Origin of the sequence: Priestia sp. TRN 1309 (genome assembly GCF_050846875.1) — a bacterium.
Taxonomy (GTDB): Bacteria; Bacillota; Bacilli; order Bacillales; family Bacillaceae_H; genus Priestia; species Priestia zanthoxyli.
In genome coordinates this window covers 322,924-343,962 of sequence record NZ_JBOZGM010000005.1, presented here as the reverse complement: position 1 = coordinate 343,962, position 21,039 = coordinate 322,924, and the positions used below count along the sequence as shown (strand labels likewise).

At 38.0% G+C, this 21,039-nt stretch carries 25 protein-coding genes; 8 read left to right on the top strand and 17 right to left on the bottom strand.

Going from position 1 to position 21,039, the window contains the following annotated elements; genetic code table 11:
• The first annotated feature begins 219 nt into the window (after positions 1–219).
• Entirely contained in the window at positions 220–696 is a 477-nt protein-coding gene (locus ACRPLQ_RS21260) for a divergent PAP2 family protein (RefSeq protein WP_013085319.1), read from the top strand.
• A gap of 42 nt (positions 697–738) precedes the next feature.
• On the opposite strand, the gene ACRPLQ_RS21255 is transcribed toward ACRPLQ_RS21260, so the two are convergent.
• From ACRPLQ_RS21255 to ACRPLQ_RS21245, 3 genes are all read right to left on the bottom strand, one after another.
• The gene (locus tag ACRPLQ_RS21255; protein ID WP_033580458.1) at positions 739–1,386 is read right to left on the bottom strand and encodes a 3D domain-containing protein; all 648 of its coding nucleotides are present in this window, start codon (positions 1,384–1,386) and stop codon (positions 739–741) included.
• An 81-nt stretch (positions 1,387–1,467) separates the two neighbouring features.
• Positions 1,468–1,791 (bottom strand): YuiB family protein, encoded by a 324-nt coding sequence (locus ACRPLQ_RS21250; RefSeq protein WP_432236268.1) that lies wholly within the window; start codon positions 1,789–1,791, stop codon positions 1,468–1,470.
• Between the two features lie 123 nt (positions 1,792–1,914).
• The gene (locus ACRPLQ_RS21245; RefSeq protein WP_033580456.1) at positions 1,915–3,129 is read right to left on the bottom strand and encodes an NAD(P)/FAD-dependent oxidoreductase; all 1,215 of its coding nucleotides are present in this window, start codon (positions 3,127–3,129) and stop codon (positions 1,915–1,917) included.
• Between the two features lie 493 nt (positions 3,130–3,622).
• On the opposite strand from ACRPLQ_RS21245, the gene ACRPLQ_RS21240 reads away from it, so the two are divergent.
• Positions 3,623–4,615 carry an NAD(P)/FAD-dependent oxidoreductase gene (locus ACRPLQ_RS21240; RefSeq protein WP_013059618.1) on the top strand — a complete coding sequence of 331 codons (993 nt, stop codon included), beginning with the start codon at positions 3,623–3,625 and terminating at the stop codon, positions 4,613–4,615.
• Between the two features lie 27 nt (positions 4,616–4,642).
• On the opposite strand, the gene ACRPLQ_RS21235 is transcribed toward ACRPLQ_RS21240, so the two are convergent.
• From ACRPLQ_RS21235 to ACRPLQ_RS21220, 4 genes are all read right to left on the bottom strand, one after another.
• Entirely contained in the window at positions 4,643–5,161 is a 519-nt protein-coding gene (locus tag ACRPLQ_RS21235; protein WP_033580455.1) for a hypothetical protein, read from the bottom strand.
• 149 nt (positions 5,162–5,310) lie between these two features.
• The gene (locus tag ACRPLQ_RS21230; RefSeq protein ID WP_025752687.1) at positions 5,311–5,676 is read right to left on the bottom strand and encodes a HesB/IscA family protein; all 366 of its coding nucleotides are present in this window, start codon (positions 5,674–5,676) and stop codon (positions 5,311–5,313) included.
• Between the two features lie 74 nt (positions 5,677–5,750).
• Positions 5,751–6,605, bottom strand: a complete 855-nt coding sequence (gene dapF / locus ACRPLQ_RS21225) for a diaminopimelate epimerase (RefSeq protein ID WP_098627080.1) — start codon at positions 6,603–6,605, stop codon at positions 5,751–5,753.
• Positions 6,606–6,907: 302 nt separating this feature from the next.
• Positions 6,908–7,147 carry a YuzB family protein gene (locus tag ACRPLQ_RS21220; protein ID WP_033580454.1) on the bottom strand — a complete coding sequence of 80 codons (240 nt, stop codon included), beginning with the start codon at positions 7,145–7,147 and terminating at the stop codon, positions 6,908–6,910.
• 381 nt (positions 7,148–7,528) lie between these two features.
• Here ACRPLQ_RS21220 and ACRPLQ_RS21215 point away from each other — a divergent pair, with 381 nt between their 5' ends.
• Positions 7,529–8,593 carry an NAD(P)/FAD-dependent oxidoreductase gene (locus ACRPLQ_RS21215; protein WP_028412619.1) on the top strand — a complete coding sequence of 355 codons (1,065 nt, stop codon included), beginning with the start codon at positions 7,529–7,531 and terminating at the stop codon, positions 8,591–8,593.
• A 43-nt stretch (positions 8,594–8,636) separates the two neighbouring features.
• Here ACRPLQ_RS21215 and ACRPLQ_RS21210 read toward each other — a convergent pair whose 3' ends face one another.
• The gene (locus ACRPLQ_RS21210; protein WP_028412620.1) at positions 8,637–8,963 is read right to left on the bottom strand and encodes a YuzD family protein; all 327 of its coding nucleotides are present in this window, start codon (positions 8,961–8,963) and stop codon (positions 8,637–8,639) included.
• Positions 8,964–9,156: 193 nt separating this feature from the next.
• On the opposite strand from ACRPLQ_RS21210, the gene ACRPLQ_RS21205 reads away from it, so the two are divergent.
• Complete coding sequence (locus ACRPLQ_RS21205; protein ID WP_013059625.1) at positions 9,157–9,387, top strand: NifU family protein; 231 nt, start codon at positions 9,157–9,159, stop codon at positions 9,385–9,387.
• 89 nt (positions 9,388–9,476) lie between these two features.
• Here ACRPLQ_RS21205 and thrB read toward each other — a convergent pair whose 3' ends face one another.
• The 5 genes from thrB to yutH form a co-directional block, all read right to left on the bottom strand.
• The gene (gene thrB, locus ACRPLQ_RS21200) at positions 9,477–10,391 is read right to left on the bottom strand and encodes a homoserine kinase (RefSeq protein ID WP_033580452.1); all 915 of its coding nucleotides are present in this window, start codon (positions 10,389–10,391) and stop codon (positions 9,477–9,479) included.
• Positions 10,385–11,446, bottom strand: a complete 1,062-nt coding sequence (gene thrC, locus ACRPLQ_RS21195; protein WP_025752680.1) for a threonine synthase — start codon at positions 11,444–11,446, stop codon at positions 10,385–10,387. Before thrC ends, thrB begins: the two co-directional genes overlap by 7 nt.
• Complete coding sequence (locus ACRPLQ_RS21190) at positions 11,446–12,747, bottom strand: homoserine dehydrogenase (RefSeq protein WP_014457900.1); 1,302 nt, start codon at positions 12,745–12,747, stop codon at positions 11,446–11,448. Before ACRPLQ_RS21190 ends, thrC begins: the two co-directional genes overlap by 1 nt.
• A 241-nt stretch (positions 12,748–12,988) precedes the next feature.
• Positions 12,989–13,978 (bottom strand): 2-hydroxyacid dehydrogenase, encoded by a 990-nt coding sequence (locus tag ACRPLQ_RS21185; protein ID WP_432236267.1) that lies wholly within the window; start codon positions 13,976–13,978, stop codon positions 12,989–12,991.
• Positions 13,979–14,095: 117 nt separating this feature from the next.
• Positions 14,096–15,097 carry a spore coat putative kinase YutH gene (gene yutH, locus ACRPLQ_RS21180; protein ID WP_028412623.1) on the bottom strand — a complete coding sequence of 334 codons (1,002 nt, stop codon included), beginning with the start codon at positions 15,095–15,097 and terminating at the stop codon, positions 14,096–14,098.
• Positions 15,098–15,273: 176 nt separating this feature from the next.
• Here yutH and ACRPLQ_RS21175 point away from each other — a divergent pair, with 176 nt between their 5' ends.
• Positions 15,274–15,774: a phosphatidylglycerophosphatase A family protein gene (locus ACRPLQ_RS21175; RefSeq protein WP_013059631.1), complete on the top strand. Its 501-nt coding sequence runs from the start codon at positions 15,274–15,276 to the stop codon at positions 15,772–15,774.
• 37 nt (positions 15,775–15,811) lie between these two features.
• Here ACRPLQ_RS21175 and ACRPLQ_RS21170 read toward each other — a convergent pair whose 3' ends face one another.
• On the bottom strand, positions 15,812–16,582 hold the full coding sequence (locus tag ACRPLQ_RS21170; protein WP_013059632.1) for a TIGR01457 family HAD-type hydrolase: 771 nt from the start codon (positions 16,580–16,582) through the stop codon (positions 15,812–15,814).
• Positions 16,583–16,656: 74 nt separating this feature from the next.
• Complete coding sequence (locus ACRPLQ_RS21165; RefSeq protein ID WP_013085332.1) at positions 16,657–17,094, bottom strand: DUF86 domain-containing protein; 438 nt, start codon at positions 17,092–17,094, stop codon at positions 16,657–16,659.
• 162 nt (positions 17,095–17,256) lie between these two features.
• On the opposite strand from ACRPLQ_RS21165, the gene ACRPLQ_RS21160 reads away from it, so the two are divergent.
• Positions 17,257–17,523, top strand: coding sequence for a DUF3055 domain-containing protein (locus tag ACRPLQ_RS21160; protein ID WP_033580450.1), 267 nt, complete (start codon positions 17,257–17,259; stop codon positions 17,521–17,523).
• 48 nt (positions 17,524–17,571) lie between these two features.
• Here the strand turns inward: ACRPLQ_RS21160 and ACRPLQ_RS21155 are convergent, their stop codons facing one another.
• Positions 17,572–17,847 carry a YutD family protein gene (locus tag ACRPLQ_RS21155; protein WP_013059635.1) on the bottom strand — a complete coding sequence of 92 codons (276 nt, stop codon included), beginning with the start codon at positions 17,845–17,847 and terminating at the stop codon, positions 17,572–17,574.
• A 196-nt stretch (positions 17,848–18,043) separates the two neighbouring features.
• Here ACRPLQ_RS21155 and ACRPLQ_RS21150 point away from each other — a divergent pair, with 196 nt between their 5' ends.
• Complete coding sequence (locus ACRPLQ_RS21150) at positions 18,044–18,685, top strand: YhcN/YlaJ family sporulation lipoprotein (protein WP_033580449.1); 642 nt, start codon at positions 18,044–18,046, stop codon at positions 18,683–18,685.
• A gap of 120 nt (positions 18,686–18,805) precedes the next feature.
• Here the strand turns inward: ACRPLQ_RS21150 and lipA are convergent, their stop codons facing one another.
• Positions 18,806–19,705 carry a lipoyl synthase gene (gene lipA, locus ACRPLQ_RS21145; RefSeq protein WP_013059637.1) on the bottom strand — a complete coding sequence of 300 codons (900 nt, stop codon included), beginning with the start codon at positions 19,703–19,705 and terminating at the stop codon, positions 18,806–18,808.
• 316 nt (positions 19,706–20,021) lie between these two features.
• Here lipA and ACRPLQ_RS21140 point away from each other — a divergent pair, with 316 nt between their 5' ends.
• On the top strand, positions 20,022–21,023 hold the full coding sequence (locus tag ACRPLQ_RS21140) for a M23 family metallopeptidase (protein WP_028412626.1): 1,002 nt from the start codon (positions 20,022–20,024) through the stop codon (positions 21,021–21,023).
• The last annotated feature ends 16 nt before the right edge of the window (positions 21,024–21,039 follow it).

Below are 21,039 nucleotides of genomic sequence, written 5' to 3'. Positions count from 1 at the left end.
ATTTTATTTTTATTTATCATCTGCTTTGTTTAATCTATTCAGCAAGTGGAATATATATCATATTCACCACTGTTTTCATCTATATACATATGATAGCAGAAATACAATTTTTAATCACAGTTCAAAAACCTTAGTTTCACACATATACTTTCATCTACCACTGTTTTCATCATACGGATTTATCTTTTTAGACATTTTAAGTTGAGGGAGGACATCTCAATGGAGTTATTCTCAAATTTTCCACTTTGGAGTTCATTAATCGCTATTTTCTTTGCTCAATTTATTAAGATTCCCCTTTCTTTTGTAGCTACTAAAAAAATAGACGGCAGCTTATTTTTTAGTACGGGGGGCATGCCAAGCTCTCACTCCGCAGCCGTAACTTCCTTAGCAACTGCCATTGGGCTAGCAGAAGGTCTTAAATCCCCTATTTTTGCTCTATCCGCTATTTTTGCCATCATTGTCATGTTTGATGCTAAAGGAGTAAGAAGACACGCAGGAGAGCAAGCAACAGTTTTAAATCGTTTGGTTGAAGACTTTCAGCGCGCAGTAAAAGAGGCAAAGCTGTGGACGACCAATGAAGAGGACGAAAAACAAGTGAAGCTAAAAGAACTGCTTGGGCATAAGCCTATTGAAGTTTTCTTTGGAGCCTTAACAGGAATAGCAGTTGCTTTTGTAACGTATTATGTATGGCCATAAAACATAAGAAAACACATGAAGAATGCTTCATGTGTTTCTCGTTTATTTCACCTGCTGACGAAAAACTTGCATCGATTTCTTTTCATTCAGCATTGTTAACTCTTCTTCAGTTAAACGGCCGTCTCCTGATTTGACTACATAGACGTTTAATTCTTTCTTACCCCATATGTTATACACATCAGAAACAGTTTCAAAGTATAAATCAAGATGATTGCCTTTAATAGCCCCACCTTTATCTGCTACCACTCCGTACCCATAGCCCGGAATGAACAAGATCGTGCCGATTGGAAATATGGTTAAATCAGCAGCGATGGTTGAATACAAGTCACGTTTTACTTTAACGCCCGAATATGTAATACCATACCCTGGATGATTGGGATTTTTCCCAGTTGATTCGTAACCAGCTGTGTAACCCGTAGCCAATACATTCTTAGTTGGATAACGCGACCAATCAAATGCTTCTTCAATTGTCAGACGCTCTCTGTCATTGCTAGCTGCTTCAACTCTTAGTGGTTTTAGAAATGATGGTAAGAGCCTTTCATTCATTAGAGGATGCCCTGTACTGTTTATAAAAGGCATATATTTGATGACCGTGTTTATTGGGACGCCAGTAATTGCTTCATATGTTGTAAACAGCGCTCCGACCAGTAGTAGGCACATAATGAATCGCTTTGCTATTTTTCCAATCATTGTGATTTCCACAACTCCTCTCACGAATCTATTTGTTTCCAACATAAAAACAAATTATTCGTTCGCGAGAAGAATTTACATTCAAAACATTTGGTACCCTCTTGTTCGTAAAGATTTAATGGTAATACCTGAAGCTAGTGCACCTATAAAACCAGCCATTAAAATCGCAATGTCAGCTGTGGCTAAAGATAGCACTTTTGTACCTAGCTGCTGAAAGGAGTGAGCGGGATGTTGAATGTAATCAACCGCTCTTACATCATCAATAATAAGAATAAAAATTACGGGATAAATAATGGCCATAATCCAAGACATGCGAAGCAGCATATTCAACAAGAAACTGATTCCAAAAAACAACACAAAAAACAACAAGATGGAGATAATTAGGACAGGCACACTCATTTCCATTGCTTTTCGCCTCCGTTACTCTTTATACTCTCAGTTTACTTAAGAGTAATCAAGGCGTCAATCACAGAAAAGTAAGTTAATACCAAAAAAAGCAAAAGGTTTGAAGACCTTTTGCTTTTTGTTTTAAAAGAAATTAAATTTTCCCTTTTTCAATACAAGACCTGCTCCGCCTTGAAGGAAAAGCGAGCGATTATCAACAACTTTTTTCATAAAAGATGCGCTTGAACCAAATAGTTTTCGACCGTATACAACGCCAATTGCGTCATCATGCCCTAACGAACATACCGTTCCTTTAATATCTGGTTTGAACTCGCTTAATTCTTTTTGCCCTTTCATCAAACGGCTAATATTTTCAGCGCAGGTACCGCCTTGTTGCATAGCGATTTGAGCTGTTGGCGGATAAGGACGTTCTGTTTCTGGGTTAATCATTAGTGAACAATCTCCAATAACAAACACATCTTCATGCCCTGGTGCCAGCAAGCTATTGCTTACTTTTACACGTCCGCGCATGTTCTCAAATCCAGCTTTTTCAATTAAATGACTGCCTCGAACACCTGCAGCCCATACAACTGTTGCTGATTTGATTTCTTCCACTTGGTCATCTTTTGATACAATAATTCCTTCTTCTGTACACTCTTTAATCGCTGTTCCGATCTTGAACTCGATTCCTTTTCGTTCTAGCTGTGTTACCGCATATTCTACAAGTTCCGGATCAAAACCTGGCAAGGCCGTAGGCGCTGCTTCTACACAAATAACGCGTACTTTTTCACGCGGGATATCAAACTCTTTGCAAAGCTGAGGGACTCGATTTGCTAATTCTCCCACAAATTCAATGCCGGTAAAGCCAGCACCTCCAACAATGATTGTCAGAAGTTCGTCTCTTTTTTCCACTTCATTGTTGTACGTCGCAAACACATAATCAATATGCTCACGAATTTGACGTGCTGCATTAATGCTCGTAATGGTAAATGCATGTTCTTTTAAACCTTTAATTCCGAAAGTTTCTGCTTCGTACCCTAAAGCAACAACTAAATAATCGTACGTTAGCTCACTGTTTTCAAGAAGAACACGCTTTTCATCTAACTTAATATCTACGACCGTGTCTTTAATAAATGTAACCTTATTCGTGTTAATTAAATTTTTAACAGGAACACGAGAGCGATCTTGATGAATTGTACCTGCCGATACTTCATGAAGCCATGTCGTTTCGTAATGGTAATCGTTTTTATTTACCAAAACAATTTCCGCATCACTAGCACCCAGTTTCTTTTGTAAATTAACAATTGTCATAATGCCGCCATACCCGGCACCCAAAATGACGATTTTAGGCTTTTTCATAGGAATGTCATCCACCTTTTTTAGTTATAGTCACAAGTATGTCTTACAAATATAATGATAAGAGCAATTTTATTTGGTTTGCTTTTTTATGTTAGTTTGAGCAAGAACGATCATCGCTATCCATTTATTATTCATATACGAAAAATAATGTGAATCACTTCACGTTCTTTTTTAAAAAAATACATTTTTTCTTTTTCAAAAAAATGTAAGCATAAGTCCTAGCTTGATTTACACCAACATCTTATGCTTTTTTCATCGGTTTTTCAACCCTTCACTTTGTATTTACAAGCTTTTAAATTTTCAATTACTTTCCTGTATACCCAGTTTTATATTTGACCAAAACGTGTGGTTATGTTAATGATTGCAAATACTGATCTTTAAGTTGAGAAAGTTTCTCAAACATTCCAGCGTGTTTTAATGATATTTTATAATTTACTATGCTATCATAAAGTAGAATATGCATTGGCACAGAACAATCTAGAGGTGATTATAAATGAAAGAAGATAAACAAGTATACGATATTACCATCATCGGAGGCGGCCCTACAGGCTTATTTACAGCATTTTATGGCGGTATGCGTCAGGCGAGCGTAAAAATTATTGAAAGCTTACCACAGCTCGGTGGACAGCTTTCTGCTTTATATCCTGAAAAATATATTTATGACGTAGCTGGGTTTCCAAAAGTACGTGCTCAAGAATTAGTCAATAACCTAAAAGAGCAAATGGATCAATTTAAACCTGCAGTTGCACTAGAGCAAGCAGTAGAAAAGGTAGAAAAACAAGCGGACGGTGTATTCCGATTAACTACTAATTCTGAAGTCCACTATTCAAAAACAATTATTATTACGGCTGGAAACGGTGCATTTAAGCCCCGTAAAATTGAGCTAGAAAACGCAGAACAATTCGAGCAAACGAACCTTCATTATTTTGTGGATGATATGAATAAATTCAAAGGCCGCAAAGTATTAGTATGCGGGGGTGGGGATTCTGCTGTAGACTGGTCTCTTATGTTAGAGCCGATCGCAGAAAAAGTAACGTTAACGCATCGACGAGACAAGTTCCGCGCTCATGAACATAGCGTAGAAAACTTGCATAATTCATCAGTTGATATTAAAACACCATATGTACCGGTTGAGTTTATTGGAGATGACCGTATTACACAAGTTGTGTTAGAAAATACAAAAGGTGAAGAAAAGACAGTAGTAGACGTAGATGATGTTATTGTAAACTTTGGATTTGTTTCTTCTCTAGGTCCAATTAAAGAATGGGACTTAGATTTAGAGAAAAATGCAATTGTTGTTAATTCAAAGCAAGAAACAAATATTCCTGGCATCTATGCAGCAGGTGATGTCTGCACATATGATGGAAAAGTAAAACTCATCGTGGCAGGATTTGGCGAAGGTCCGACTGCCGTTAATAACGCTAAAGCATACATTGACCCAAAGGCTCGCTTACAGCCTATGCACAGTACGTCAATGTTCTCATAAAAAAAGCAGGCTCTCGCCTGCTTTTTTTCATTGCTGGATTGGTGTAACCATTCGATGAATGATTTCACTCATCATTTCTGCATCACTGCTTATTAAACAGATTTCATAAAAGGAATGGTTTCCTTCTTGACTAGTTACGCTCATTCTGTAGGCCTTCAAGCCTTCGAGCTTGCTTAAATATTTTACTACCTCTGATTGACCGACAATACGTTCAATCAGCAGAATATGCTCTCCTTCCACTGCTCCATAGCTTTCGGCCAGAGATGCATTAGCATTTTCATAATAGCGAATGTAAGGTTCAGAATGGTTAAGAGGCGCAGAGGACGAGTTTTGATGACAGACTTCACCTGAGGAAAAAGGCAAATGTTGAACAAATAAATGCGATTCACTGAAGTGAATACTTTTTGCATCCTTAGACTCCATTTTCCTATTTTCAAGTTTTAACCAGTTTATAAACCCCTTCCATAGAATAGGCAGGGTATTTTTTTTACGAAAACTTCCATAACCTCCTACTTGTTCCGCGTCGTAACGAGTCGCATCTATCAAATCCGTTCATCTCCTCTTTTTTATTGAGTATAAAAAAGACTGATTATTCGGTCAATAAGTTTGGTAGATGATGTAACATACAAAAATTTCTCACTAAAAAAGCTTTCTTCACCAGATGAGGTGAAGAAAGCTTTTTTATAAAAATATACTTAGCACTCTTCAGGAGCACCTGCGTTGCTTGCTGTACGGAAAGAAGAGCCGCAGCCGCATGCTGCAATGGCGTTCGGGTTATCAATTGTAAACCCTCCGCCTAGCATAGATTGCTTGTAATCAATTTTTACATCTTTTAAAATTGGAGCACTTTCGCTATCTACAAGAATCTTAATGCCATGTTGTTCAAACAGCGTATCGTTTTCATTTACTTCGTGTGCAAAACCCATGCCATAAGAAAGACCTGAGCAGCCTCCTCCATTTACAGTAACACGTAAATAAGCATTTTCTTCTTCATGTTCTTTCATCATATCTTTTATTTGAAAGCTTGCAGCTTCTGTAATTGTTAGGATATCTTGACTCATTTTTAAACAGACCTCCTTTTTTGTTTAGTATACGACGAAATGTCTGTGACGACAAATCGTCTGCTTCTTCATTTTTAATAATAATACGTGCCGTCGCAAATCACATTGGCTGGACCTGTCATTAACACATTGCCTTTATTTTGCCAAACAATCGTTAAATCTCCTCCAGCGAGGTGTACAACAGTAGGCACATCTTTTTTCGTCTTCTCATTTAACACAGAAGAAACAACAGCAGCGCATGCTCCTGTCCCGCATGCTTGAGTGATACCCGAACCTCTTTCCCATACGCGAAAGTTCAGCTCTCTTTCGTTCACTACCTCGACAAATTCAACGTTTACTCCTTCTGGAAAACGCGCATCTTTTTCAACTACCGGACCTAGTGTAGTAAGAGGCGCTTGTTCAATATCATTTACATAAAAGACGACGTGAGGATTTCCCATTGATACAGCCGTCCCTTTTAACCGTTCTTTTCCAAATTCCATCTCTTCATCAACAACTTGGTATTGGCTTGCTCCCGTCATTGGAATTTGTTCTCTAGCTAAAATAGGCTCTCCCATATCGATTGTTACTTCTGGAACTTCATTTCCCTGCGGATGCACCGTTGCTTCTACAACTCCAGAAAGCGTTTCGATAAAAAATCTTTCGCTTGTTACTAAATTATGTTCGTATGCATATTTAGCTACACATCTTAAACCGTTTCCGCAGTTTTTTGCTTCCGAGCCGTCATTATTAAATACGCGCATTTTCACATCTGCGCGTTCAGATGGACAAATAAGAATCATTCCATCCGATCCGATTCCCGTATAAACATTTGAGACTTTTACAGCAAGCGGTGCTAACTCTTGCTCTTCTATATGTTCTTCAAACATATTTACGTAGATATAGTTGTTGCCAAGTGCATGCATTTTTGTAAACTGAAATTTTTTCATATTATCACCCATTATTTTTTTATGTAGCTCTAGTATAAAGTGATTCTCTTTTGTACACAATAATATCATCCCCCGTTTTTTTAGCTCCTTAATCATAAAGATTAAGGGGTTTTTTATTTTGTCCTCCTTTAGAGTATTAAAAAACAAAAGAAGCTTTATGATTACAAAGAGGATGGTTAAAGCGCATATATTTGCGCAAAAACGCATAAAAAAGCACGGCAAGACTAGCCGTGCTTACATCATCTATTCTATTAGCCTCATGTCCCTCTCCTGCTAAAAAGAGATACGACAGCGGGGGTAGTTTAAAACATTGGGTTTTCTTCTAAATGAATGTAGATATTATCTACTAACTGTTCAGGTGTTTCCGCCGTAACAATCTCTCCATTTACCAAGGCAAATAAAGATTGTGAACATTTCCCGCAATAACCTAAACATCCGTATTCAATAATATCTAGATTTGGATCTTTTTCAAGCTTTTCTAAAGCTGCTTGAGAACCGCTGGCTAAATTGCTAACGCAAAATTCAATAATTGGCTGTATCACGTTTTTTCACCTCTCTGCTATTAGTTTATCCTATCTCCTTTCATTTTCAACGTCAACTTTAGAAATTCACGTTCATTTCGCGCGCGCTTTTTAGATTTATAGACTTTTTTCAAAAACGCATAAATAAGCTTTATTACGTGGATAGCTTGAAATTATGTTGAAACATATTGTGGTTTTTTATTAATTTAGTTATACTTTTATGTATAGAAAACCAAACGAGGTTATATTAAATTATTATTTAAGTAAAATATGTTATCTTATATAGCCTTTCATATCTTTTTGGCAACCATCCTTATTAACGGTAATTTGTACCCTCCTATTCTTAAAAGCAAGAATAATAGAGAGAAAACAAAAATGCATGAAGCTAAAGGGGAAATTCACATGAAGAACCTTGTCATACTGGGCGGCGGATACGGTGGTATGCGCATTTTGCAGCGCCTTTTTCCGAATCAATTGCCTAACGATGTAGAAGTAACGCTTATTGACAAAGCACCTTATCACTCACTAAAAACTGAATTCTATGCACTTGCAGCTGGAACAATCTCTGATCAACATGTCCGTGTTGCTTTTCCTGAACACCCTCGCTTAAAAATCCGCTACGGCTGTGTAAAACGAATAGACCTGAAAGAGAAATGCGTCTATGTGGATGATCAAATGATCGCTTACGATGACCTGATTGTAGGACTCGGATGCGAAGATAAATATCATGGAGTTCCCGGAGCTCTTGAGCATACATACAGCATTCAATCCATTGATGCTTCACGAGCAACTTATCAGACATTAAACAACTTACCGGCCCACGCTACTGTTTCAATTGTCGGAGCTGGATTAAGCGGCGTAGAACTGGCAAGTGAGCTAAGAGAAAGCCGCCCGGATTTAAAAATCATCTTATTTGACCGCGGTAAATTAATTTTATCTGCTTTCCCAGAACGTTTAAGCAATTACGTTCAAACTTGGTTTACTTCAAACGGTGTCGAAATTGTAAATAGTGCTAATATTACAAAAGTAGAACCGAACATTCTTTATAATCATGATGAGCCCGTTCAAAGCGATGCAATCGTGTGGACAGCAGGCATTCAGCCAAATAAAGTGGTACGCGATTTAGACGTGGAAAAAGATCCTCAAGGACGCGTCGTATTGACAAAATACCATAACTTGCCTGACGATGAAAATGTCTACATTTTGGGTGACTGTGCAAGCCTACCGCACGCCCCAAGTGCTCAGCTTGCAGAAGGTCAGGCTGAACAAATTGTGCAAGTGCTTCTTCACCGCTGGAAAGGCGAAGCGCTTCCTGATGAATTGCCAACTATTAAATTAAAAGGCATACTTGGTTCATTAGGCAAAAAGCATGGGTTTGGCTTAGTTGCCGAACGTCCGATTACAGGACGCGTAGCTCGATTATTGAAATCAGGTATTCTTTGGATGTATAAACACCACAGTGGATAAAACAAAAGCCGTTAGATGACTGACAATCTAACGGCTTTTTTCGTTATGATGCGCGGAAACCATACTTCTCCATTTCCTCAAATACGCGCTTTAATTTCGGATTACCTTCCCCAACAATTTCTCCATTAATGACCACTACAGGATAGAATAAATCTTCTTCAATCACACGCTTGGCAAAAGCTGCTTTTTCCGGATCCGTATGCGGCTCGTTTATATCTACATACGTGATAGCAAACGGTTGGTTCGGATATTTACGAGAAATAGCTGCCTCTAGCCAATCATAGGTGTCTTTTGAAGACGGCAGGTTAACACAGCTTGCACAAACAATTTCAGCTCCATAAATACACACTTCTACCTCAGTTGACTGCATAGCACATCCCCCTTGAATCTTTACATATAAACTGTACGATTATTCACACTTTTACTTCATTATGAATACTATTTTACACAAAACTGATTCATTGCACATCTTTTTCTTTTAAGGTAACATTACGATGTATACTCCAATAGATTTTTCATGAAAGACCGTTTATAATAAGAGTAGAAGAAAGGAGTCGATAGTTATGTCAGAAATGCACGAGCAAGTTCAAGAAGTATTAGAAAAACTTCGTCCGTTTTTACTTCGCGACGGTGGAGACTGTGAGCTAGTAGACGTAGAGGATGGTATTGTAAAATTACGTCTTTTAGGCGCTTGCGGAAGCTGCCCAAGTTCAACAATTACGCTAAAAGCTGGTATCGAACGTGCCCTTTTAGAAGAAGTACCTGGTGTAGTTGAAGTAGAACAAGTATTCTAATCTCTTTGATTTTATTATAAAAGCAACCTCCCATTTTATTGGGGCTTGCAAATGAAAAATCCTCATTCAAATGAATGAGGATTTTTTTATTAGCTCGTTGTGACTTCAGCTTCTACAAATACACCTTTGCGGTCAATTTGTAAAACATCTATTTCACAGTTCGGCAGTAAAGCATACATATGTTCAGCAATCGCTTTTCCTTTTCCTTTTGGTGCTAAACATAATACACTCGGACCGGCTCCGCTTAGTGACACACCGTATGCGCCGAGAGCTTTTGCTTCTTTTCGCACAAGAGAAAGCTCTGGCACGAGTCTCATACGATAAGGTTCGTGATATAAATCTTTCTCCATAAATTCGCCTACCAGAGGTAAATCTTTATTTAACAGAGCTGCTACTAGCATGTTGCCTATTGCTCCAGCTTCTACTGCATGGCGATAATTAATATCGGAAGGCAGCACATCACGGGCATCCGTTGTTTTTAATTCATATTCTGGAATAGCCATCACAATATCGACATCAAATTCAGGTATTTGAGCAATATATGTTTCCTTTTCATGATGGTAACCAACAACGATGCCGCCGTAAATAGACGGGCTGACGTTATCGGGATGTCCTTCCATTAAGCTGCTGATGCGAAGCTTTTCTCTTTTTGATAAACGCAAGTCACACAGTACATTGGCCAGCTCGATTCCAGCTACGATAGCCGATGCACTGCTTCCAAGTCCCCTTGCTAACGGAATATTGCTCCAAACATTGACCTTCGCACTTGGAAGATCAATGTTAAATTGACGAGCCACGTCTTGTGCCACTTCATACATTAAGTTATCTGTACCTGTAGGAATACTTTGCACTTCTTTCGTTTCAGGGATAAAAACCCATTCGTCATGACGCTCTACTGTTAATCTTAAGTAGCGGGATAAAGCCACTCCAATGGAATCAAATCCTGGCCCTAAATTAGCAGAGCTAGCTGGGACCGTAATGACAAAACGCTCATTTTCTAGCATGAAGCAACGACACCTTGGATATACTCAAATACCTTTTCTTCATCATTTGGTAAAACCACTGGCTTTACGTTATGAGCATCGATTGCTACATTTGGATCTTTTAATCCATTACCTGTTAGTACAGCTACAACCGTTGAACCTTTTGCAATTTTACCAGAAGCTACATCTTTAAACACACCAGCAATTGAAGCGCAAGAACCTGGCTCTGCAAATACGCCTTCTTTGCGTGCAATTGTACGATATGCTTCTAAGATTTGTTCATCTGTCACTTCATCAATTTTTCCGTTTGATTCTTTTGCTGCGTTTACAGCATAATCCCAGCTTGCTGGATTTCCGATTCGAATAGCCGTTGCAATTGTTTCTGGATTTTCGATAACTTGATTACGCACGATCGCCGCTGCACCCTCTGCTTCAAAACCATGCATGTGAGGAAGAGACGTTTGGTGACGCTCACTGTATTCTTTGAATCCTTTCCAGTAAGCTGTAATGTTCCCTGCGTTCCCTACCGGAATAGCTAAAACATCAGGCGCTTTTCCAAGCTGTTCACAAATTTCGAAAGAAGCTGTTTTTTGCCCTTCAATACGGTATGGGTTTACAGAGTTTACAAGTGCAACAGGTGATGTTTCACTTAGCTTACGAACCATAGAAAGCGCTTGGTCAAAGTTTCCTTCAATTGCTACAATTTCTGCACCATACATAACAGCTTGAGCTAATTTCCCCATCGCAATTTTTCCATTTGGAATAACAACGATACAGCGCATGCCAGCGCGTGATGCATAAGCTGCTGCAGCTGCGGATGTGTTACCTGTAGATGCACAAATAACCGTATTGCTTCCTTCTTCTTTTGCTTTGGCTACAGCCATTACCATTCCGCGGTCTTTAAATGACCCCGTTGGATTTAGCCCTTCTACTTTTACATGTAAGTCAATGCCTAGCTCTTTTGATAAATGAGCAAGATGAATTAAAGGCGTATTTCCTTCATGTAGCGTAAGCATAGGTGTTTTCTCTGTTACAGGTAAAAATTCTTTATATTCAGCTAATAGACCTTTCCACATCATACTGTGCCAACTCCCTCTACGCGGTAACTGCTTTTTACATTTTCTACAATTGGTAAATCCCGAAGCTGCTGAAGGATTTCCTCATAATCTTTTTGAGATGTTTTGTGTGTAACAACAACAATCTCAGCTAATTCGCTTCCTTTCACAGGAAGTTGGATAATTTTTTCGAAGCTCACGCCACGCTCTGAAAATAGTGTTGTTAATTTTGCAAATGCGCCAACTTGATCTTTAACATGAATACGTAAGAAATGCTTTGAGAACATTTCATCTTCTGCTTTTAACTGTTTTGGATACTGAGGTGTTACCGCACTTTTACCATTCACACCTAAACGCATGTTTTTCATAACGCCTACTAAATCGGATACGACAGCAGTGGCAGTTGGCAGGCTTCCTGCCCCCGGTCCGTAGAACATCGTTTCTCCAACAGCTTCTCCGTATACATACACAGCATTGTACTCATCGCTTACGGAAGCAAGGGGATGTGTATCTGCTAAAAGAGTTGGCTGAACACTAACTTCTACATTGTCGCCGTCACGATGTGCATATCCAATCAGTTTCATCGTATAGCCTAATTGTTTACTATATTGCAAGTCTTCTTCCGTTACTTCTGTAATACCTTGAACACGAACATCGTCCAAGTCAATTTTCATTGAAAACCCTAGTGTAGCCAAGATTGCCATTTTGCGAGCAGCATCTAAACCACCTACGTCAGAAGTTGGATCAGCTTCAGCATATCCTAAATCCTGCGCTTCTTTTAACACTTCATCATAAGCGCTTCCTTCTTTTGTCATTTTCGTTAAAATGAAGTTTGTTGTTCCATTGACAATTCCCATCATTTTGGTAATACGATCAGATGCTAATCCATCTGCTAATCCACGAAGAATTGGAATACCGCCTGCTACACTTGCTTCATAAAATAAATCACAGTTGTTTTCAGAAGCTACCGTTAACAATTCTGAGCCGTAAACTGCCATTAAATCTTTGTTTGCCGTTACCACATGCTTTTTATTACGAAGGGCTGTTAAGATATAATCCCTTGTTTCTTCAACTCCACCCATTACTTCAATGACAACGTCAATCTCCGCGTTATGTAAAACGTCTTCAACATTCGTTGTTAATCTATCTTCACTAATTTCTACGTCACGCTTCTTATCAATATCTTTAACTACTACTTTTTTAACTTCTACTGGGCACCCGACTTGATGACTTAATTTGTCCTGATGATTTTCAATAATTTTGACTACTCCGCTTCCTACCGTTCCTAATCCTAATAATCCTACTGAAATACTTTTTGTCATATTCCTCACCTCTGTGTTCTTTCTACGTATACATTTGTTCTCTTATAGAGGACATTATAGACCTTATTTTTCTTTTTTACAAGGTTTACTGGACATCTTTTCTCGTAAACTTGTTAAAAAAATTGGTATATAAAGATAAATGTAAATTTTTAAAATATTTCATTTTATTATCATAACATGGCTACCACTGTTTTTTAATAAAAAAAAGACAATTTCACCGAAATGAAATTGCCTTTTTCCATTATGATTTTTTCGCAAACGCTTCTTTATTTACAATTGTAATAGGAGACTCTTTTGTGAGCACTGCTTTAATGTTTTTTACGCATAAAGAAATCATTTCCGTGCGCGTTTCGATACTCGCACTGCCGATGTGAGGAAGCGCTACAACATTAGGCAATTGAAGAAGAGGGTGAGAAGCAGAAATAGGCTCTTGATCGAATACATCCAAGCCAGCTCCGGCAATTTCACCTGATTGAATTGCATGTAACAGTGCTTGCTCATCAACCACTGCTCCTCTTGAAGCATTAATAAAAATCGCTGTTGTTTTCATCTGTTTAAATGCTTCAGCATTAAATAAATGTTTGGTTTCGTCCGTTAACGGTGTCAAACAAACAATAAAATCAGATCGCTCAAGCAGCTCATTTAACTCACAGTAAACTGCATCGAGCTTTTGTTCTGCTTGGAGGTTGCGGCTCCGATTGTGATACAAGATTTCCATATCAAAACCTGTAGCACGTTTCGCAAGCGTCTCTCCAATTTTCCCCATTCCAACAATACCTAATGTTTTATGGTGAACATCTCTACCCGCTAACAAAAATGGGCTCCAGCTTTTCCACTGATTTTCTTTTACGTATTCAGCAGCTTCTACTAAACGTCTAGCTACACTCATTAACAAACCAAACGTTAAATCCGCTGTTGTATCAGATAAAACATCGGGTGTATTAGAAACGATAACTCCGCGTTCAGTTGCCGCTTCTATGTCAATATTATCGAATCCGACCTCTAAGTTAGCTACAAGCTTTAAATGAGGAGCTTGCGTAAGCAATTCACTGTCAATACGGTCTGAAAGCATTGTTAATAGAGCATGTGCGTGCTTAGCTTTTTCACAAAGCAGCTCATGAGGGACTGCCTCATCTTCTTTATCCCACATTTCCACATTCGCTACTGCCTTTAAAGGTTCAATTAATTCATTCGGTATTTTTCTCGTAATAAATACAAACGGCTTGTCCATATGTACGCCACCTCTTTATCCTTTTTAAACTGCATGCACAAAAACAAAATAGAAAAACGGGTTTGGATTATCCAACACCTATTTTTCTATTTTATCATATTCTATAGTAATCGCTTTTTAATGAATCCATGTTAATTCAGGAATGTGATAACGAGACGTTGAAATGCCTACCGACTGGTAAAAGCGCTTCAGAAAAGCTTCGTAGTGAGAAGAATGAGCTAATACTCCTTCAAGCTTCTCATAATACTTTTGTTTTTCCCGCTCATCTTGTACACTGTAGTATCCTTCAATGACCTCAAAATAATGAACGGGAAAAAGAAGTCTAGCATATAACAGTCTCCATGAAAAAGAAGAAAGTGGATTTACCTTTTCGTATTCACTTAAAAACTGATGCATGTGCCTTTCATCGACAGCGTATGTTAATAAATATTGTTCCCTTATATATTCAGCTATATCTCTGCTAGGGTGATCGAAAACCCAGTCTGCCGGGAGCTTGTAAACGTGGTCTTCCCCCCATGTTTTTTGGCCGAACCGATGATGACAAATCGTCGCAGCGTCAACTGACCGGGGCAAATCGTCAATTTCCGTGTCTACTAGGTATTGAATAGCATTTTCCGTTAATCCTAGGTAATAAGGAAAAGTTTCTAAAAAACGTTTTTCCATCTCTTGATTAGGTAAAGCACGTAATCTTCCATACCAAAATTGCTCCATCTGGTCGAGACGCTTCTCCCACATGGACTTCCATTGCCCTAGCCGGTTTGCTTTTTCCACTTCATAAGGAAACAGCCTCCCTTTTTGATGAAAAACAGCTAGCTCGTGCCCAGGTGAAAAATTGGGGTTTTTCTCTTCCGCAAGACAGCGGCAAATGATAAATTTTTCAGTTTCAGTTTCTGTAATCATTTCTCCATTTAAATTAGGCATAAATGTTGCCACATGGCGATCACCTTGGCCCATCAGAAATTGACTCATTTGATATAGTTCATTTAACTCGTCTTGTTCCATTTGCTTTACATTAATGATTGTATATAAAATATCTCGATACTGAAAACCTTCAAATTTACCAACGGGCATAAATTCATTTGGACGTAATCCGTAATGCTCATAAATGGTTTGTATCATTTTAATCCCTCTCTTCATTCATTCAAGAAATTATATGATGGAAAACAACATTACTTGTCATAATATTTACGGAGGAATGAATAGATTAGAAATACACCATTTATAGTTATTTACTCCGGGTTAGTAGTATGAAACAACTTTAGACTTAAAAATATATAGAAAACAGGTGATGATACTTGGAGAAAAAACATACACAAAGTGAATTAGAAAAAAAAGCAAGAGAATGGTTAATAGAACGCGGCGTGGCTCTTACAGACATTGCTGAACTGGTCTATTACTTGCAAAAAAAGTATCACCCAAACTTAACAATCGAAGACTGTTTATATAACGTTGAGCGCGTCATTTCTAAACGAGAAGTTCAAAATGCTATTTTAACGGGTATTCAACTAGATGTCCTCACGGAAAAAAAAGTGATTGAGCCGCCTCTGTTGGATATTCTTGAGAAAGATGAAGGTTTATACGGTATCGACGAAATTTTAGCATTATCGATTGTAAATGTGTACGGATCAATCGGCTTTACCAATTACGGGTATATTGATAAACAAAAGCCGGGTATTTTAGAAAGATTAAACGATAAATCTACTGGAGAGTGCCACACTTTCTTAGATGATTTAGTAGGCGCAATTGCTGCCGCTGCTTCTAGCCGGTTAGCGCATCGGGCTGCCAGTCAAGAATAGGTTTTAAAAACAAAAAAAGCTGTCAATTGACAGCTTTTTAAATTCGCTCCATCCACTCTTTTAGTGAATCTACCGTATAAGTTGGCTTTTTCTCATATCCTTCTAGTAACTCTCTTGTTGTTACCCCTGTATGGACTAATAATGTATCTAAGCCTGCATTCATCCCTGCTAAAATATCTGTATCATAGTAATCACCAATCATGATTGTTTCTTCTTTTGGCGTACCGATGACTTCAAGGGCTTGCTCCATAATAATACTTTCTGGTTTACCAATAAATACTGGATTTGTTTGAGTAGAAACAGTAATAACGGACGTGATAGATCCATTACCAGGCAGTAAGCCTCTTTCAGTAGGAATCGCAATATCTCCGTTCGTCGAAACAAAAAAGGCGCCGTTTCGAACGTTTAAACATGCTTTTGCTAATTTTTCATATGTAATTTCCTGATCCAAACCAACAACTACGAAATCCGTATCTTCCTCTTCAATGGTAAATCCTTTTTCAAGCAACGCATGTCGGATTCCTTCTCCACCAATTACATAAGCTGAAGCGTTTGCTTTGCGTTCATGCAAATAATTAGCTGTTGCCTGGCTTGTTGTAAAAACTTGCTCTTCTGTTGCAGGAATGCCAAATGCCTCTAGCTTTTCAGCTACTTTATCGGGCGTTTTTGTTGAGTTGTTTGTTACAAATAAATAAGGAATTCCTTTTTCCTTTAATTTAATAACAAAATCACGCGCCTCGGCAATTAGCTCTGTTCCTTTGTACATGGTTCCATCTAAATCAATCAAATATCCTTTATATTCCTTCATGTTGTGTGATCTCCTTTCAAGTCTCATACTTGAAATCATAGCTTATTTTTTATACAACTACAAATTGCTTGCCTTTAGTTACGAAAAGCAGACACAGGTCCTAACTCTGTCTCTAGATATGTCCTTACGCGCTCTGAAAATGCCGCCAGTACGTCTTTATGCTGCATCACTTTTTGATAAATATCCTGATGATTAACATCCACATATTCTTGAACAAGGCTTTTACGCAATTGAACAATCTCTTTTAATGGTGTTTCTTCCTCTTTTTTAACCACTTTCTCATCAACTAAAATGTCAATGATATCATCGTAACTGCCTGGGTCTCTCATAATAAAACCATCAATCATTGCATTTCCTACATCTAAAACGTTTTCAATTAAAAGATGTACAATTCTCTCTAATGCCTTTTTCTCTATTTCTGTGTTCCAGCTCGAATGCTCAGCAAACAAACGAACGTGTTCATCAAAAAAAACAAGCGTGGCTTCTATTTTTTCACGATCTACAAAGTACATATTATTTCCTCCCTAGTTGTCAGCTCTGTATAAATCTTCTTTCATAAACAAACGGGGTTCCTGTTCTATTTTATCATGACCCATTATCCATTTGATAAATTCATTTTTGTTTTTGACCTTATTTGATATGATACAAATACAACCTATGAAAGGAGTATACCTATGAGCGAACGCTTTTATCTATATGACGATGTCGTCTCTACAAAGACCCGGTTTGTCAGCTTTATGGGCGAAAATCAACGATTTGATTTAGCTATTATCCAAACCGACCGTTATTATGGCAAACAAGTTGTTCTTGATATTCAAGGAGGACGCTTTGCCATTATTGGACAAGATGACCTTGAAGAACCCCACTATCTTGAAGAAGTATTTAAACTAAACAGCGAAGATGGTCAGGAACTTCGCGAATTTTTATATGAAATCATCTAAAAAAAAAGGCAGCGTGAAGGACAATTAGTGTCTTCGGCTTGCCTTTTTTTACTTATGGACTTTTTTTAAGACAAAATACGCACAGCCAAAATTACAATATTCATGTAAATAATCTTGAAGCGTACTAATCTTCGTATCATACGTTGCCTTCTGGTTACGATCATCAAAAAAGCCTCGCAGTCGAAGCTGATTGTATCCCCAATCTCCCACAATATAGTCATAGCGGCTCAGCACATCGATAAAGCGACCTCTAAACGCCTCTTCATTAAATGCCTCGCGCTCATCTTTTAATACTTCATAACAAATATTATTGATACAGACCATTGCTCACACCTCTTCTCTTAAAATTTACCATACCATAATTATGATGATGAAACCATCAATTAACATGAAATTTTTCACGTATAAGCAGCACTCTAATCCTGTAGGAGTTTTATCGGTATACCTACTGATCTTTTATGCTCCACATGAAGGTTCGCCGGTTTACCTGGCGTACGATATTTAACTACAGGAGGTGGAAATGGTGAAGAAATCTATTCTTGGAATCGCTTTAATAACAAGTATTTTAACCATTGGCTGTCAAAATAAAAACACAGCTGAAAATGAAAATTTATCACCAAACAACCCAGATGCCATTAATGTAAACGAGCCTAATCATTATTATAATCCAAATAATAATAGCGGCACAAATTATGGATATGTCCGATACACTAAAAACACAAATGAACAAAGTTCCAATATGAACCAAGTAGGAACATTTAACCGAGAGGAAGCAGCCGACAATATTAGTAAACTGAGCACCGCTATCCCAAATATTAAACAAGCCGCTACGCTAGTAACGGATAAAGATGTGCTTGTTGCTTATAAAACAGATGCTAAAAACAGGAATAACGCAGCCGATCAGGTAAAACGTACAGCTATGTCTGTAGTCCCTCGTTATTATCATGTATACGTCTCAGATAATCCGAAACAGATGGACCAAATCGAAAATATCAGTGAAATGAATACACAAACAAATGATGCTAGAAAACGAATCGATGCTGTTATTCAACAAATGCTAAAATCTCCCCAAGGGCGTAAAATGAACGGCGGAGAAGATGCAAATGGAAGAGAGAAAAACGAATTGAATGAACCGATGACTGACAAAGATATGGTGGAATAAACAACACAGATAAATTTTACGTTAACCGTAACAAAAAAAACGAACCACTAATCAAACAATTTGATTAATGGTTCGTTTTTCACTTCGGCTAAACTACTTTCGTCCCAGCCTCTTTTTACCTTATTTACTTTCTTGTGCTTTATTTTTGGCAGCAGCGTTAACTTGCTCATCTGCATGGTAAGAAGAACGTACAAGAGGACCTGCTTCGACATGGCTGAATCCTTTTGATAATGCAATTTCTTTTAGCTCTTCAAACTCATTTGGATGGTAATATTTCTGAACTTTTATGTGCTTTTTAGTTGGCTGTAGATATTGGCCTAGCGTCATAATATCTACATTGTTCGCACGCAAATCATCCATCGTTTCAATAATTTCTTCTTTTGTTTCTCCTAGACCAAGCATGATACTTGATTTTGTAGGGATATCCGGTTGCATTTCTTTTGCACGGCGAAGGAACTCAAGAGAACGCTCATATTTAGCACGAGCACGAACACGAGGCGTAAGGCTGCGTACTGTTTCAATATTATGGTTTAAAATATCAGGACGTGCGTCCATTACAATACGTAAGTTCTCTTCCACACCGCCCATATCAGAAGGCAATACTTCAATTGTTGTGAATGGATTTTTACGACGAATCGCACGAATTGTTTCAGCTAATACGCTTGCTCCTCCGTCTTTTAAATCATCGCGAGCTACTACTGTGATAACCGCATGTTTTAAGTTCATTAGCTGAACAGAATCTGCTACGCGTTCTGGCTCTTCTAAATCTAATTCTGTTGGTAAACCTGTCTTAACCGCGCAAAAACGACAGGCACGTGTACATACTTCTCCTAAAATCATAAAAGTTGCCGTACGACGAACAGCCCAACACTCATGAATATTCGGACATCTTGCTTCTTCACAAACTGTATGAAGGTTTTTCTCACGCATCATTTTCTTTAAGCCTGTGTAATTTTCGTTTGTGTTTAGCTTAATCTTCAGCCACTCGGGTTTGCGGACATGCTCTTCTTTTGTTGCCATATTATCAACTCCACCAATCTAGAAAATGTCTATAACCTATATGCTTAATTTTAACTACATATTAAAAACATAACTATATGTCACTTTATCATAAAAAAGTGAGATTCGACAAGTTGTCTGCTCTTTATTTTCCTCAGTTTTCTTCTATTTTCCATCCAAATGTGTGCGTTTTCATCCTCCGTATAATTTCCATTTATCTTCTGAATAAAATTCTTTTAAAAAGTTTTGAAGCGATTTCCATTAATTAATATTTATGAAATCTTTTTTCTCGCTGCAAACTAGTGTTACACACTATTTTTAGAAAGGGGGAAACACGATGCGCAAAACGATTATCTTACTTTTTATGTTCATGTCTATATTCACAGGATGGCACCACGTAACAGCTGAATCTTCAGCAGATCAAGAAAAAATGCTTATTCAAAAGAGATTAGAGCTGTATAACCAAATGGAAGCCGCTACTACAATTCCTTGGTATTACTTTGCTGGGATTGACCAGTATGAACGAAATATTCGACGCTCTCATAAAGATATTCCAAGAGAAAAAGGTGCGATCGCCATTTATTATCCTCCAGAAAAATGGTCAGGTTCTTTAAATCCAAATTTGGAAGATACAAACCCACTTACTATTTCTCTTCTCGGGGGAATGGGTAAAGATGGGAACGGAGACAAAAAAGCAGACCAATTTAATGATGAAGATATGCTTTTTACCATGGCAGATTATATTCGGACGTTCGGGGTGTCCGAAGACTATATTAAAATTGCGCTTTGGAACTATTATCACCGGGCTAAAGCGGTTGATATTATTTTAGGGAATGCTAAAATTTTTCGCCATTACGGTCGCATTGATTTAAAAGGTTCTTCATTTCCTGTCCCTCTCCGTGCGAACTACAGTTATCGCAGTACATGGGGAGATGCGCGCGGCTGGGGTGGAAAACGAATCCATGAAGGAACAGACATTTTTGCAGATTATGGAGTTCCAGTAAAATCCCCTTGCTATGGCATTATTGAGCTTAAAGGATGGAATAAATATGGAGGCTGGCGAATCGGTATTCGTGACCTTCATAATAACTATCACTATTTAGCTCATTTAAGCGGATTTGCAAAAAATTTAAAAGTAGGACAAATTGTAGAACCAGGAACACTTATTGGCGGAGTAGGAAGTTCAGGTTATGGACCTCCTGGAACTTCTGGGAAATTCCCTCCTCACTTGCATTACGGAATGTATAAAGATAACGGCAAAAATGAGTGGTCGTTTGACCCATATCCTCAGTTAAGAACGTGGGAAAGAAATGATCGTTTAGAACTAAAGAAAAAATAAAAAAACAGGAAGCTAA

What these genes read in the sequence shown, in the direction of transcription:
- ACRPLQ_RS21260 (WP_013085319.1), top strand. Translation starts at nt 220, where the DNA reads ATGGAGTTATTCTCAAATTTTCCACTTTGGAGTTCATTAATCGCTATT.
- ACRPLQ_RS21255 (WP_033580458.1), bottom strand. Translation starts at nt 1,386, where the DNA reads ATGATTGGAAAAATAGCAAAGCGATTCATTATGTGCCTACTACTGGTC.
- ACRPLQ_RS21250 (WP_432236268.1), bottom strand. Translation starts at nt 1,791, where the DNA reads ATGGAAATGAGTGTGCCTGTCCTAATTATCTCCATCTTGTTGTTTTTT.
- ACRPLQ_RS21245 (WP_033580456.1), bottom strand. Translation starts at nt 3,129, where the DNA reads ATGAAAAAGCCTAAAATCGTCATTTTGGGTGCCGGGTATGGCGGCATT.
- ACRPLQ_RS21240 (WP_013059618.1), top strand. Translation starts at nt 3,623, where the DNA reads ATGAAAGAAGATAAACAAGTATACGATATTACCATCATCGGAGGCGGC.
- ACRPLQ_RS21230 (WP_025752687.1), bottom strand. Translation starts at nt 5,676, where the DNA reads ATGAGTCAAGATATCCTAACAATTACAGAAGCTGCAAGCTTTCAAATA.
- dapF (WP_098627080.1), bottom strand. Translation starts at nt 6,605, where the DNA reads ATGAAAAAATTTCAGTTTACAAAAATGCATGCACTTGGCAACAACTAT.
- ACRPLQ_RS21215 (WP_028412619.1), top strand. Translation starts at nt 7,529, where the DNA reads ATGAAGAACCTTGTCATACTGGGCGGCGGATACGGTGGTATGCGCATT.
- ACRPLQ_RS21210 (WP_028412620.1), bottom strand. Translation starts at nt 8,963, where the DNA reads ATGCAGTCAACTGAGGTAGAAGTGTGTATTTATGGAGCTGAAATTGTT.
- ACRPLQ_RS21205 (WP_013059625.1), top strand. Translation starts at nt 9,157, where the DNA reads ATGTCAGAAATGCACGAGCAAGTTCAAGAAGTATTAGAAAAACTTCGT.
- thrB (WP_033580452.1), bottom strand. Translation starts at nt 10,391, where the DNA reads ATGCTAGAAAATGAGCGTTTTGTCATTACGGTCCCAGCTAGCTCTGCT.
- thrC (WP_025752680.1), bottom strand. Translation starts at nt 11,446, where the DNA reads ATGTGGAAAGGTCTATTAGCTGAATATAAAGAATTTTTACCTGTAACA.
- ACRPLQ_RS21190 (WP_014457900.1), bottom strand. Translation starts at nt 12,747, where the DNA reads ATGACAAAAAGTATTTCAGTAGGATTATTAGGATTAGGAACGGTAGGA.
- ACRPLQ_RS21185 (WP_432236267.1), bottom strand. Translation starts at nt 13,978, where the DNA reads ATGGACAAGCCGTTTGTATTTATTACGAGAAAAATACCGAATGAATTA.
- yutH (WP_028412623.1), bottom strand. Translation starts at nt 15,097, where the DNA reads ATGATACAAACCATTTATGAGCATTACGGATTACGTCCAAATGAATTT.
- ACRPLQ_RS21170 (WP_013059632.1), bottom strand. Translation starts at nt 16,582, where the DNA reads ATGAAGGAATATAAAGGATATTTGATTGATTTAGATGGAACCATGTAC.
- ACRPLQ_RS21165 (WP_013085332.1), bottom strand. Translation starts at nt 17,094, where the DNA reads ATGTACTTTGTAGATCGTGAAAAAATAGAAGCCACGCTTGTTTTTTTT.
- ACRPLQ_RS21160 (WP_033580450.1), top strand. Translation starts at nt 17,257, where the DNA reads ATGAGCGAACGCTTTTATCTATATGACGATGTCGTCTCTACAAAGACC.
- ACRPLQ_RS21155 (WP_013059635.1), bottom strand. Translation starts at nt 17,847, where the DNA reads ATGGTCTGTATCAATAATATTTGTTATGAAGTATTAAAAGATGAGCGC.
- ACRPLQ_RS21150 (WP_033580449.1), top strand. Translation starts at nt 18,044, where the DNA reads ATGGTGAAGAAATCTATTCTTGGAATCGCTTTAATAACAAGTATTTTA.
- lipA (WP_013059637.1), bottom strand. Translation starts at nt 19,705, where the DNA reads ATGGCAACAAAAGAAGAGCATGTCCGCAAACCCGAGTGGCTGAAGATT.
- ACRPLQ_RS21140 (WP_028412626.1), top strand. Translation starts at nt 20,022, where the DNA reads ATGCGCAAAACGATTATCTTACTTTTTATGTTCATGTCTATATTCACA.